12 protein-coding genes are annotated in these 12,260 nt (G+C 72.4%); 9 read left to right on the forward strand and 3 right to left on the reverse strand.

From position 1 onward, the window contains the following. Positions 1-211: 211 nt before the first annotated feature. Entirely contained in the window at positions 212-364 is a 153-nt protein-coding gene (locus ACZ58X_RS14485) for a hypothetical protein (protein ID WP_470333983.1), read from the forward strand. Between the two features lie 98 nt (positions 365-462). Further along, entirely contained in the window at positions 463-1,788 is a 1,326-nt protein-coding gene (locus ACZ58X_RS14490) for a dicarboxylate/amino acid:cation symporter (RefSeq protein ID WP_470333984.1), read from the forward strand. A 272-nt stretch (positions 1,789-2,060) separates the two neighbouring features. On the opposite strand, the gene ACZ58X_RS14495 is transcribed toward ACZ58X_RS14490, so the two are convergent. Then, positions 2,061-2,264, reverse strand: a complete 204-nt coding sequence (locus tag ACZ58X_RS14495; RefSeq protein ID WP_030287184.1) for a cold-shock protein — start codon at positions 2,262-2,264, stop codon at positions 2,061-2,063. Between the two features lie 454 nt (positions 2,265-2,718). Between ACZ58X_RS14495 and ACZ58X_RS14500 the strand changes: the two genes are divergently transcribed. The 7 genes from ACZ58X_RS14500 to ACZ58X_RS14530 all read left to right on the forward strand — a co-directional run bounded on the left by ACZ58X_RS14500 (position 2,719) and on the right by ACZ58X_RS14530 (position 10,817). Next, positions 2,719-3,630, forward strand: coding sequence for a menaquinone biosynthetic enzyme MqnA/MqnD family protein (locus ACZ58X_RS14500; protein ID WP_470333985.1), 912 nt, complete (start codon positions 2,719-2,721; stop codon positions 3,628-3,630). A 238-nt stretch (positions 3,631-3,868) separates the two neighbouring features. Further along, on the forward strand, positions 3,869-5,620 hold the full coding sequence (locus ACZ58X_RS14505; RefSeq protein WP_470333986.1) for a serine/threonine-protein kinase: 1,752 nt from the start codon (positions 3,869-3,871) through the stop codon (positions 5,618-5,620). 119 nt (positions 5,621-5,739) lie between these two features. Further along, positions 5,740-6,963: a cyclic dehypoxanthinyl futalosine synthase gene (gene mqnC / locus ACZ58X_RS14510; protein WP_470333987.1), complete on the forward strand. Its 1,224-nt coding sequence runs from the start codon at positions 5,740-5,742 to the stop codon at positions 6,961-6,963. Positions 6,964-7,015: 52 nt separating this feature from the next. After that, entirely contained in the window at positions 7,016-7,744 is a 729-nt protein-coding gene (locus ACZ58X_RS14515) for an imidazolonepropionase-like domain-containing protein (RefSeq protein ID WP_470333988.1), read from the forward strand. A gap of 340 nt (positions 7,745-8,084) precedes the next feature. Beyond that, positions 8,085-8,672 carry a hypothetical protein gene (locus ACZ58X_RS14520; RefSeq protein ID WP_470333989.1) on the forward strand — a complete coding sequence of 196 codons (588 nt, stop codon included), beginning with the start codon at positions 8,085-8,087 and terminating at the stop codon, positions 8,670-8,672. Positions 8,673-8,718: 46 nt separating this feature from the next. Then, entirely contained in the window at positions 8,719-9,414 is a 696-nt protein-coding gene (locus ACZ58X_RS14525) for a demethylmenaquinone methyltransferase (protein WP_470333990.1), read from the forward strand. Between the two features lie 113 nt (positions 9,415-9,527). Further along, positions 9,528-10,817: a geranylgeranyl reductase family protein gene (locus ACZ58X_RS14530; protein WP_470334113.1), complete on the forward strand. Its 1,290-nt coding sequence runs from the start codon at positions 9,528-9,530 to the stop codon at positions 10,815-10,817. A gap of 89 nt (positions 10,818-10,906) precedes the next feature. Here ACZ58X_RS14530 and ACZ58X_RS14535 read toward each other — a convergent pair whose 3' ends face one another. Together ACZ58X_RS14535 and ACZ58X_RS14540 are read right to left on the reverse strand one after the other, a co-directional pair. Continuing rightward, positions 10,907-11,338, reverse strand: a complete 432-nt coding sequence (locus tag ACZ58X_RS14535) for a MazG-like family protein (protein ID WP_470333991.1) — start codon at positions 11,336-11,338, stop codon at positions 10,907-10,909. Between the two features lie 132 nt (positions 11,339-11,470). Then, positions 11,471-12,181, reverse strand: coding sequence for a peptidylprolyl isomerase (locus tag ACZ58X_RS14540; protein ID WP_470333992.1), 711 nt, complete (start codon positions 12,179-12,181; stop codon positions 11,471-11,473). Between the last annotated feature and the right edge of the window lie 79 nt (positions 12,182-12,260).

Consider the following 12,260-nt stretch of genomic DNA (forward strand, 5'->3'; position numbering starts at 1 on the left):
GGTGGTCTTCTCCGGTCAGGGCAGGGGAGGGCGGGGACGCTGTCAAAGTTATACGTATAACTGCCGTTCGGTCAATCCGACCGGAGAGTGGGACTGATGGGGTGTCAGCTTCGTTCGTGTCCGGATCTCACGGCTGGGCGAGGAGTGACCGTGGCTCGATCTCAAACAAGTACTTTGAACATCTCAAACCTTTACTGCTAACGTATCGGCCGTGACCACCTCAGACGCACTGCGGATGCACGGCCCGGGCCCGCTGCCCGGCGCCGCCCGCCCGGGTGCGCTGACCGGTGCTGTGGACAGCCCGCGCCGTTGTCGCGCCATGAGCTGCGCAGCCATGAGCTGTATCGCGGCGGCACGCCCCTGACCGGGGTCCGTGACCTCTCCCCGTCCGGCCCCGAGCCGTGCCGCCGCCTCCGCCCCGCACCCACCGCCAGCAACGCCCTCCCCCGGAGTCGCACCCCCATGTCCACAGCGCCCGAGGCGACCTCGTCGCCGTCCCTGCTCACCCGCATCCGCAAGACGCCGTTCTGGGTGCAGATCGTCGCCGGCCTCGTGCTCGGCGTCGGCCTCGGCTACCTGGCCCGCGCCGCCGACATCTCCTGGCTGGCCACCACCCTGGAGACGATCGGCAAGATCTTCGTCCAGCTGCTCAAGCTGGCCGTGCCGCCGCTGGTCTTCACCGCGATCGTGGTGAGCGTCGCCAACCTGCGCAACGTCACCAACGCGGCCCGCCTGGCCACCCGCACGCTGCTCTGGTTCATGATCACCTCGCTGATCGCGGTCGGCATCGGCCTGGGCCTGGGCCTGCTGACCAACCCCGGCCAGGGCACCAACCTCAAGACCGAGGGCCTCAAGGCGATCGACTCCAAGGGCACCTGGATCGACTTCCTGACCGGGATCTTCCCGACCAACATCGTCGACGCCTTCGTCAAGGTGAACGTGCTGCAGATCGTCTTCATGGCGGTCGTGGTCGGCGCCGCGATCATCAAGCTCGGCACCAAGGCCGAGCCGGTCCTCAAGCTCAGCGAGACCGTGCTGGAGCTGACCCAGACCGCGCTGTGGTGGGTCATCCGGCTCTCCCCGCTCGGCACCCTCGGCCTGATCGGCAAGTCCGTCGCCAAGTACGGCTGGGACCTGCTCAAGCCCTTCGCCACGCTGACCCTCGACATCTACGTCGGCTGCGCCCTGGTGCTGTTCGTCGTCTACTCGCTGGTGCTGCGCTTCGCCGCGGGCCTCAACCCGCTGCACTTCTTCAAGGGCGCCTGGCCCGCCATCCAGCTGGCCTTCGTCTCGCGCTCCTCGGTCGGCACCCTGCCGGTCACCCGCCGCGTCACCGAGCGCCTCGGCGTCCCGAGCGAGTACGCCTCGTTCTCCGTGCCGTTCGGCGCCACCACCAAGATGGACGGCTGCGCCTCGATCTACCCGGCCGTCGCCGCGATCTTCGTCGCCCAGGTCTACAACATCGAGCTGGGCATCAAGGACTACATCCTGATCGCCTTCGTCTCGGTCGTCGGCTCGGCCGCCACCGCGGGCCTCACCGGCGCGATCATCATGCTGACGCTGACCCTGTCCACCCTGGGCCTGCCGCTGGAGGGCGTCGGCCTGCTGCTGGCCATCGACCCGATCCTGGACATGATGCGGACCGCCACCAACGTGGCCGGTCAGGTGGTCGTGCCGGTCGTGGTCGCGGCGCGGGAGCGGATCCTTGACCTGGCCGCCTACAACAACCCCTCCGGGGACCTGTACGAGGAGGACGCGCCGAAGGTCGCGGTTCCGGTCGCCGCCTGACGGTCGGCACGCACGCCGCCCGATCGCCCGCGCGATGCGAAGGGCCCTCCCCGGTGCACGGGGGAGGGCCCTTCGACGTTTCCCTGTTCCCCGCTTGCCCGCTTCCCCGGCTTACCCGGTTCCTCTGGCTTGCCGGGTTCACCGGGAAAAGGCAGGGGGCCCGCCGCGATGGGCAGGCCCCCTTGGGTGCTGCTCTTGTGCTCATGGTGACGGCTGTCGGGAGCCGCCGGCGGACCCGAAGGGTCCCGAGCGATCAGAACATCAGAGGATGGTCAGACGGCGGTGACGTTCTCCGCCTGCGGGCCCTTCGGACCCTGGGTGACGTCGAAGGTGACCGCCTGGTTCTCCTCCAGCGAACGGAAGCCGTTCGCATTGATGGCGGAGTAGTGGACGAAGACGTCGGGGCCGCCGCCCTCCTGGGCGATGAAGCCGAAGCCCTTCTCAGCGTTGAACCACTTGACGGTTCCCTGAGCCATGCCGTTCTCCTTGCGATGCGTGTCGGGGGCCACACCGTGTGGTCCCCGGTCCGCTGCGCTGATCGCCCTGCCTCCGGACGAGTCCGAAGTTTTTCGATATTGCTGAAAAACTACAAAAAGCCCGCGGTTACATGCTCCGCAGGCTTCAAGTACTGCAAGGGGAATCAAACTGCAACTGAGGGCAACGCTAGCATGCGGCCGCTGTGACGACCAGGGGTCACTTGCCCTTCGGACGGCGCGTGTCGTAGGCCCCCGGATCGGGCTGGTTACGGGTGCGGGCAGGCGTGTTGGGGGCGTGCACGAGCCTGCCGGGAGGCGCCCGCGGGCCTGTCCGGAAGCGCCCGCGCGCGTGTCGGGTGGCCGGTGCGAGCCGTCGCGAACTGCAGGCATACGCTGCGGTGAAACGCATGAACAGCGCCGTGGGGAAGCGCACGAACAGCAAGGGAGCGCCGCAGTGGCAGCACCGGACGGACAAACGCGGGAGCCCGAGCACCAGGAGAACACCCCGGTCAGGCCCAGGGTCGGCCACATTCAGTTCCTGAACTGCGTCCCCCTCTACTGGGGCCTCGCCAGGACCGGCAACCTGCTCGACCTCGACCTCACCAAGGACACCCCGGAGAAGCTGAGCGACCAACTCGTCGGCGGCTCCCTCGACATCGGCCCGATCACCTGCGTGGAGTACCTGCGCAACGCCGAGGACCTGCTGGTCCTGCCCGACATCGCGGTCGGCAGCGACGGCCCGGTGATGTCCTGCCTGATCGTGAGCAAGGTGCCGCTCGCCGACCTTGACGGCCGCCGGGTCGCCCTCGGCTCCACCAGCCGCACCTCCGTCCGGCTCGCCCGGCTGCTCCTGGAGGAGCGGGAGGGCGTGCGCCCGGACTACTTCACCTGCCCCCCGGACCTCAGCGCGATGCTCGCCGAGGCCGACGCCGCCGTCCTGATCGGCGACCCGGCCCTGCGCGCCTACCTCGGCCAGGCCGCCGACCTCGGGCTGACCGTCCACGACCTCGGCGAGATGTGGAAGGAGTGGACCGGACTGCCGTTCGTCTTCGCGGTCTGGGCCGTGCGCCGCGAGTTCGCCGAACGCTGCCCCGAGCTCACCGCGGCCGTCCACCGGGCCTTCCTGGAGTCGCGTGACCTCTCACTGGTCGAGGCAGCCAAGGTGGCCGAGCAGGCCGCCCGTTGGGAGACCTTCGACGCGGACGTGCTGGAGCGGTACTTCAGCGAGGCGCTCGACTTCTCGCTCGGCGGGCGGCAGCTCGCCGGGGTCGCCGAGTTCGCCCGGCGGGTCGCCCACGACAGCGGCTTCGCGCCGGACGTGACGGTGCGGCTGCTGGAGCCGGCGGCGCTGCCGGTCGGGCCGTAGAGTCCGTCCCCGAACCGTCGTTCGCGGGAGGGGCCGGCCGGACCAAGGTGGTGGTGCGGCCGGCCCCTTCGCGTGGGTCCGGCGGGCCGGGTCGGGCGGCGGGTCGGGCGTGGGTCGGCGGGCGGGTCGGGCGGCCGGTCGGGCGGTGGGTCGGTCCGGCCCGGTACGGTCTGCTCCCGAGACGCGTCCGGCGGGGTCCCGCGCGGGTGCGGGGGTGGGCGAGGGGAGCGTGCGGGGCATGCGGGCACTGGGATCGGACGATCCGCGCCAGGTGGGCGCCTACCGGCTGTTGCGGCGGCTCGGCTCGGGCGGGATGGGCCGGGTCTACCTCGGCCGGACGGCCGGCGGGCGCACCGTCGCCGTCAAGGTGGTCCGGGCCGAACTCGCGGACGACGCGGAGTTCCGCGCCCGGTTCCGGCAGGAGGTGGCCGCCGCCCGACGGGTCGGTGGCGCCTGGACCGCCCCCGTCCTGGACGCCGACACCGAGGGCGAACAGCCCTGGGTCGCCACCGGCTACGTCGCGGGCCCCGCCCTCGCCGCCGCCGTCCGGGCGCACGGCCCGCTGCCGGAGACCGCCGTCCGCGCCCTCGGGGTCGGACTCGCCGGGGCGCTCGCCCATGTGCACGGGCTCGGCCTGGTGCACCGCGACGTCAAACCGTCCAACGTGCTGCTCACCCTGGACGGCCCGCGGCTGATCGATTTCGGGATCGCCCGGGCCCTGGACGCGACCAGTGGTTTCACCCGTTCGGGTTATGTGGTGGGCTCGCCGGGCTTCATGTCGCCCGAACAGGCGAACGGGCAGCCGTCCGGACCGGCCGGGGACGTCTTCTCGCTCGGCGCCGTCCTGGCCTTCGCCGCCACCGGGGTCCACCCCTTCGGCGAGGACGTCAGCGCGGCCGTCCTGCTCTACCGGGTGCTGCACGAGGAACCGGACGTCACCGGACTGCCCGACGCGCTGCGGGCGGTCGCCCTCGACTGCCTCGCCAAGGACCCGGCCGCCCGGCCCACCCCGCGGCAACTGGCCGCCCGCCTCGACCCGGACGGCGCGGCCGCCGCCCTGCTCGGGCGGGGCGACTGGCTGCCGCCGGCGTTGGCGGCCGGGGTGGGGCGCAGCGCGGTGGAGCTGCTGGACCTCGAGGGGGTACAGGGGGAGGCGCCGCCGTACGCGCCGACGTGGGAGTCGGCCCGGGCGTCGGCTCGGGCGTCGGACCGGGTGTCGGTGCAGGGCGTGGCGTCCGGGTCGGAGCCGGGAGAAGGGGAAGGGGACGGGCCGCTGCCGCTGTGCAGTTACCCGGCCGGGACGGGGGAGGAGCAGGGGCTCGCCCGGCGTCGTCGTCGGCGGGTCGCGGCCGCGGTGGCGGCGGTGCTGGCGGTCGCGGCGCTCGGGGGCGCCGGGTACGCGTGGTACGCGCTGACCGGGCCGTCCGAGCCGGTGGTGTCGGTGCCGACCGTGGGGCCGTCGCCCCTGCCGTCCGTGGACCCGGGCCGGGCCGTCGCCTCGCCGGGGGCCTTCCTGCCGGGTGGGACGCAGGGGGCGTCACCCTCCACGCCGGTGTCCCCGTCCGCGTCGGCGTCCACGGCCGGGTCGGCCCCGCCGACCGGGACGGGCGGGCCGGGGGCGGTGCCCGCGCCGTTCCTGGGCACCTGGAGCGGCGACATGGTCACCGACAAGGGGCTGCCCGGCGGCACCACCACGCTCACCGTCCGCCAAGCGGCGATCGGCCAGGAGGCCACCACCAGCCACAACGGCGTCTCTGGGCTGATCTCGATCAGCTGCGAGGGCGCCTGGACGCTCACGTCGGTCTCCGACACCGAGCTGGTGTTCCGGTCCCGGCTGGTGCGCTCCTCCATCCCCGGCGCCTGCACCGGCGGCTCCAACACGGAGACCCTCAGCCTGCGGTCCGACGGGACGATCCGCTTCACCTCCGCCGACCCGGCGGCCGGGAACCCGGCCGGCACGCTGCGCAGGACCGGCGCGGCGGGCCAGTGAGGCGGGCCGGTGAGACCGGTGGAGGGGCAGTTCAGCGGGCTGACGCGGGCGCCCGAAAGGCCTGGCGTAGGCTGGTTCGGCCGTACCCGAGTTGCACTTGAGAGAGAGAAGGCCGCCAGGTGACCGAGCTCGCAGCGACCACCCTCGATGCGTCCAGCACCGACCTGCAGGCCGTGCTCGACCGGGCCGCCGCCGGCGGCCGGATCACCCCGGAGGAGGCGCTGGAGCTCTACCGCTCGGCGCCGCTGCACGCGCTCGGCTCCGCCGCCGACGCGGTGCGCCGCCGCCGCTACGCGGGTACCGAGCACATCGCGACGTACATCATCGAGCGCAACATCAACTACACCAACGTCTGCGTGACGGCGTGCAAGTTCTGCGCCTTCTACGTGCCGCCGAAGAGCGACAAGGGCTGGTCCCGCGAACTCGACGAGATCCTGCGCCGCTGCGCCGAGACGGTCGAGCTGGGCGGCACCCAGATCATGTTCCAGGGCGGCCACCACCCGGACTACGGCGTCGAGTACTACGAGCGCGCCTTCTCGGCGATCAAGGCCGACTTCCCCCAGCTGGTGATCCACTCGCTGGGCGCCTCCGAGGTCGAGCACATGTCCCGGATCTCGGGCGTCTCCATCGAGGAGGCCATCACCCGGATCCACAAGGCAGGCCTGGACTCCTTCGCCGGCGCCGGCGCCGAGCTGCTCCCGGAGCGGCCGCGCAAGGCGATCGCCCCGCTCAAGGAGTCCGGCGAGCGCTGGCTGGAGATCATGGAGGCCGCGCACGGCCTCGGCGTGGAGTCCACCTCCACCATGCTGATGGGCACCGGCGAGACCAACGCCGAGCGGATCGAGCACCTGCGGATGATCCGCGAGGTGCAGGACCGCACCGGCGGCTTCCGCGCCTTCATCCCGTACACCTACCAGCCGCAGAACAACCACCTCAAGGGCTCGACCCAGGCCACCGTCTTCGAGTACCTGCGGATGATCGCGATCGCCCGCCTGTTCCTCGACAACATCGCCCACATCCAGGGCTCCTGGCTCACCACCGGCAAGGAGGCGGGACAGCTGTCGCTGCACTACGGCGCCGACGACCTGGGCTCCGTGATGCTGGAGGAGAACGTCGTCTCGGCGGCCGGTGCCAAGCACCGCTCCAACCTCACCGAGCTGATCCACCTCATCCGCGCCGCCGACCGCGTCCCGGCGCAGCGCTCCACCACCTACGAGCACCTGCGGGTGCTGGACGACCCGGCCAACGACCCGGTCGACCCCCGGGTGGCCTCGCACATCGCCTCCACGGCGATCGAGGGCGGCACGGCGCACCCCGAGCTCAAGATCCTGGACAACGACTGAGGCCCCGGACGGCCGAGGACCACGGACACCCGAGACCGCTCCGGTCGACGCCGTGCTGACCCTGCACCGGGCCGAGTTCCTGCTGCCCGACCCCGCCGAACCCACCGCCCCGTCCTTCGCCGACGGGGCGGTGGTGGTGCGCGGCGAACTGGTCGAGGCCGTCGGCCCGTACGCGGAGCTGGCGGCGGCCCACCCGTCGGCCCGGGTCCGGGACTGGGGCCGGGCCCTGCTCGCGCCCGGCCTGCGCAACCCCTGCGGGCAGCGGCTGCTGGAGCGGGACTACCACCCGGACCCGCGTGAGGAGATCGGCGTCGAGCCGGTCGTGGACGGGCTGGTCGGCTGCACCGACGAGGCCCGCTACGGGGCCAGTGCGCGGCGCGGCCTTCAGCGGATGCTCGGGTTCGGCGTGACGGCGGTGGCCGGGCCGTTCGCGCGGGCGGCGGTGCGGACGGCGGTGGCGCGCTCGGGGCTGGTGGCGCTGCCGGGGTCGGCGGGGGTCGTGGGGGCAGTGGAGCTGTCGGGGGCGGTGGCGTTGGGCGAGGGGTCGGGGGAGCTGGGCGAAGGGGCGGGCCCGCTGGACCCGTTGGCGGTGCTGCCGCTCGCCCGGGCCGTGCACGGGCGGGTCGCGGCCGGTGGGCGGGCGGACTTCGCGGTGTTCCCGGTGTTTCCGGTGGTGGCGGAGGAGCCGGTGCTGGCGGAGGAGGAGGGCGGGGTCCGGCCGATGGCCGGTGGGTGCCTGGCGACCGTGCTGGCCGGGCGGTTGGTGTACCGGCGGAGGTGACCGCCCGCGGGGGTGGCATGCGGGACGGCCCGCGGGGCGGCTCGCAGTGGTGACGGTCGGCGGGCGGGAGCGGTCGTGAACGGTCGTGAACGGTCCTGAGCTCTCCGGTGTGACGTACTCGTCAGTAGGCGGATTGCCTTGCGGTGCACGGGACTTCCTTCGTGTGCACCCGAACTGCCGCTCCCTCCCAGGGGGGTGATTGTCCCTTCACCGTGACCTGAGGGCCCGCCAGCGGATACGATCCCGGACAGCTCACTCCGTACGCCCACCACACCACCACCCGTGCCCACGGGCGGCGGGGCCGCGTCCCAGGCCCCGGAGGCAAGCCAGGACAGGAACCATGCGAACCGCGACCGTCCCCCCGCCGCGAACCCCGCGGATGGGCCGTGGTTGGTACCTCGCCGCCGTGCTCAGCGCCGTGCTGGCCGTCGGGATGTGCCTGCTCGGTTGGCGCCAGGCCGACCAGGCCGACCGGATCGCGGCCCACCCGGTGAGGGTCGAGGGCGTCGTCACCCAGCTGCCGACCGGCGGCGGCACCTACAGCGCCGTCAGCTACAAGGTCAGCGGCCAGCCGCGCACGGCCGCCGCGCTGCCGCTCGCCGACGGCGCCAAGCTCGGCGACGCCGTCTGCCTCGAACACGCGGCCGACGACCCGGGCGCCGTCCGGATCTGCGGTGACACCTACCCGCAGCCCGTCGGCGTCGGCCTGGCCCGGTTCAGCGTGCCCGTCGCCGTCGTGCTGTTCGTGATCTGCATGCTGCGCATCCGGCGCCACCGGCGGGCCGTCGCCGTCCGCAGCGGGCAGGGCCGGATCGCCGCCAACCTGGCCATGGCGACCGGGGCCCTGGCCGAGGGGATGCCCGCGATAACCCAGGGCAAGCGCTCGCGCCGCCGCCGTCGCGCGGGCGGTCGGCGCGGATCGCACTGAGGCCCCGTTGGTCGGGGCAGCCGTCGCAGGGTGAACAATGGGGGACGTGACCCGAGCCTCCCTGGACAAGCAGCCGCACGAAGTCGCCGCCATGTTCGACGACGTCGCGGCCAAGTACGACCTCACCAACGACGTGCTCTCCCTCGGCCAGGCCCGCGCCTGGCGCCGGGCGGTGGCCGAGGCGGTGGCCGCCGGACCGGGGGACCTCGTGCTCGACCTCGGAGCCGGCACCGGCACCTCCTCGCTGCCCTTCGCCGAGGCCGGGGCCGACGTCGTCCCGTGCGACTTCTCGGTCGGCATGCTCACCGAGGGCAAGCGCCGCCACCCCGAGCTGCCGCTCACCGCCGGCGACGCCACCCGGCTGCCCTTCGCGGACGACACCTTCGACTCGGTGACGATCTCCTTCGCGCTGCGCAACGTCCAGGAGACCGACGCGGCGCTGCGCGAGATGCACCGGGTCACCAAGCCCGGCGGCAAGCTGGTGATCTGCGAGTTCTCCACGCCGACCTGGACGCCGTTCCGGACCGTCTACACCGAGTACCTGATGCGCGCGCTGCCGCCCGTCGCCACCGCCGTCAGCAGCAACCCGGACGCGTACGTGTACCTCGCCGAGTCCATCCGGGTCTGGCCGGACCAGCCCTCGCTGGCCGCCCGGATGCAGGAGAGCGGCTGGTCGAAGGTCGCCTGGCGGAACCTGACCGGCGGGATCGTCGCGCTGCACCGCGGGTACAAGCAGGCGTAGCCGGAGGGAGCGTCTCCGGCAGCGTGAGCGGAACTAGACTGCCGGAGACAAAAGCCGCCATCCCCCCGCCGCAGCTCCAGGAGTGTGTCCACGTGTCCGAGACCGCAGCCGATCTGACGAAGCCGGACAGCACGGTCGAGAGCACCGCCGACGTCATCGTGGTCGGCGCGGGCCCGGCCGGCGCCACCACCGCGTACTACCTCGCCCAGGCCGGACTGGACGTCCTGCTGCTGGAGAAGACCGCCTTCCCGCGCGAGAAGGTCTGCGGAGACGGCCTCACCCCGCGCGCCACCAAGCAGCTGGTGGACATGGGCATCGACGTCTCCACCGAGAACGGCTGGCTGCACAACAAGGGCCTGCGCATCATCGGCGGCGGCGTCCGGCTGGAGCTGGACTGGCCCGAGCTGGCCTCCTTCCCCGACTACGGCCTCGTCCGCAAGCGCGCCGACTTCGACGAACTGCTCGCCCGTCAGGCCGAGAAGGCCGGTGCCAGGCTCTACGAGCGCTGCAACGTCAGCGGCCCGGTCCTGGACGAGCGCACCGGCCGGATCGTCGGCGTCACCGCCAAGCTCGGCGAGGAGAAGCGACCGGTCACCTTCCGCGCCCCGCTGGTCGTCGCCGCCGACGGCAACTCCACCCGGCTCTCCCTCGCCATGGGCCTGCACCGCCGCGAGGACCGCCCGATGGGCGTCGCCTACCGCACCTACTTCAACTCGCCGCGCCACGACGACGACTACCTGGAGTCCTGGCTGGAGCTGTGGGACACCCGCGGCAGCCAGCGCAAGCTGCTGCCCGGCTACGGCTGGGTCTTCGGCATGGGCGACGGCACCTCCAACGTCGGCCTCGGCATCCTCAACTCCTCGCCCGCCTTCGGCGAACTCGACTGGCGCGAGGTGCTCAAGGCCTGGTGCGCGAGCATGCCCGCCGAGTGGGGCTACACCCCCGAGAACATGACCGAGCCGATCCGCGGCGCCGCCCTGCCGATGGCCTTCAACCGGCAGCCGCACTACACCTGCGGCCTGCTGCTGGTCGGCGACGCGGGCGGCATGGTCAACCCGTTCAACGGCGAGGGCATCGCCTACGCGATGGAATCCGGCCAGATCGCCGCCGGCGTCATCGTGCAGGCCCACGCCCGCGTCACCGAGGGCGGCCGCGAGCGCGCCCTGCAGGCCTACCCGCGCATCCTCAAGGACGTGTACGGCGGCTACTACACGCTCGGCCGCGCCTTCGTGAAGCTCATCGGCAACCCCAAGGTGATGCAGCTCGCCGCCCAGCACGGCCTGCCGCGACCGCTTTTGATGCGCTTCACCCTCAAGCTGCTCGCCAACCTCACCGACCCGCAGGGCGGCGACGCCATGGACCGCGTGATCAACGGGCTGGCGAGGGTCGCGCCGAACGCCTGAGGCGAAGGGAAGGGGTGCCTGGGGCGCGGGGGCGCTGGGGGTGCCTGGGGCGCCGGGGGCGGAGGGTGCCTGGGGCGCTGGGGGGCTGGTCAGGGCGACTTCGGTGTCGTCTGCTGCTTCGTCGTCCCCTGCGCGGCAGAATCCTGCTCTGCCGCATCCTGCTCCGCCGTGTCCTGCTCTGCCGTGTCCTGCTCCGCGGTGTCACGGGAGGCGGCGGAGCGCTGTTCGACGTAGGCGAGGCGCTCGTCGAACACCCGGGCCGCGTCGGGGGTGAGCGTCCGCAGGGCGACGAGGGCACTGAACACGACGTCGCAGAGCTCGTGCTGGACGTCCTCCCAGGTGTGGGTGACGCCCTTGCGCGGGTTCTGACCGGTCGCGCCGATCACCGCGGCGCCGACCTCGCCGATCTCCTCGGAGAGCTTGAGCAGCCGCAGCAGGCGCTCCTCCTGCGGCGACTGGGTGCTCTGCTGGTCCAGCCACGCGACCAGGTGGTCGACGCTCTCCCAGATCCGGCTGTCCATGCGGTGCTGCTCCCCTGCGGTGTCGTTGGTGCTGCCACCGTACGGGAGCGGCAAGGGGGGCGGGCCGGACCGCTGCGCGCCGGCCCGGTGCGGCCCGGCCCACCCCAGGTGATCGCCTGCCCGGCCGGTGGATCAGCGCTTGCTGATCTTCACGTGGCGGATGTTCACGGGGACGTTCGGGAATCCGTCGCCCGGGCTGTTCTGGTCGTCCTCGCCGGCGGCGGCGATCTTCTGCAGGACGTCCAGACCGGCCGTCACCCGGCCGAACGGGGTGTAGGCGGGGGAAAGCTTGGTGTCCTTCCAGACGATGAAGAACTGGCTTCCGTTGGTGTTCGGACCGGCGTTGGCCATGGCCACGGTGCCGGCCGGGTAGGTGGCGCCGGTCAGGTTCTCGTCCGGGAAGGAGTAGCCCGGACCGCCGCTGCCCGTCCCGGTCGGGTCGCCGCACTGCAACACGTAGATCCGCTGGGTGGTGAGCCGGTGGCAGTGGCTACGGTCGAAGTAGTCGTGCTCGGCGAGGAAGCGGAACGAGAAGGTGGTGCAGGGCGCCTTGTCGGTCAGCGCCTCGAAGGTGATCGGGCCCTGGTTGGTGCGCAGGGTCGCCTGGTAGGGGCGGGCCGCCTTCGCGGCGTCGAAGACCGGGATGCCCTTGAAGTTGTCGGCCGGGACGGCGGGTGTGTAGGTGCAGGCCGCGCTCGGGGCGGGGGTGGCGCCGGAGGGGGCCGCGACGGCCGTGCCGGTGCTCGCCGCGAGCGGGAGGACGGTGGCGGCGGCGACCAGCGCCCAGTGCTTCCGCTTCACGTGACGGGCCTTCCGTGGGGTGGTGGACGGCGTGCTTGTCATGGAGGAATCATCCACGGCCGGGTGGGTCTTCGGTAGGGGGTGGGGCGGCTGGGGCTCCTTCGGCTGTCGGCGGTGATGT

This window comes from Kitasatospora sp. NPDC040550 (assembly GCF_055594965.1).

Bases quoted from the DNA above. Each gene is read 5' to 3' on its own strand.
- ACZ58X_RS14535 (WP_470333991.1), bottom strand. From the start codon at position 11,338: ATGGACAGCCGGATCTGGGAGAGCGTCGACCACCTGGTCGCGTGGCTG.
- ACZ58X_RS14495 (WP_030287184.1), bottom strand. From the start codon at position 2,264: ATGGCTCAGGGAACCGTCAAGTGGTTCAACGCTGAGAAGGGCTTCGGC.
- ACZ58X_RS14520 (WP_470333989.1), top strand. From the start codon at position 8,085: ATGCGAACCGCGACCGTCCCCCCGCCGCGAACCCCGCGGATGGGCCGT.
- ACZ58X_RS14540 (WP_470333992.1), bottom strand. From the start codon at position 12,181: ATGACAAGCACGCCGTCCACCACCCCACGGAAGGCCCGTCACGTGAAG.
- ACZ58X_RS14490 (WP_470333984.1), top strand. From the start codon at position 463: ATGTCCACAGCGCCCGAGGCGACCTCGTCGCCGTCCCTGCTCACCCGC.
- ACZ58X_RS14505 (WP_470333986.1), top strand. From the start codon at position 3,869: ATGCGGGCACTGGGATCGGACGATCCGCGCCAGGTGGGCGCCTACCGG.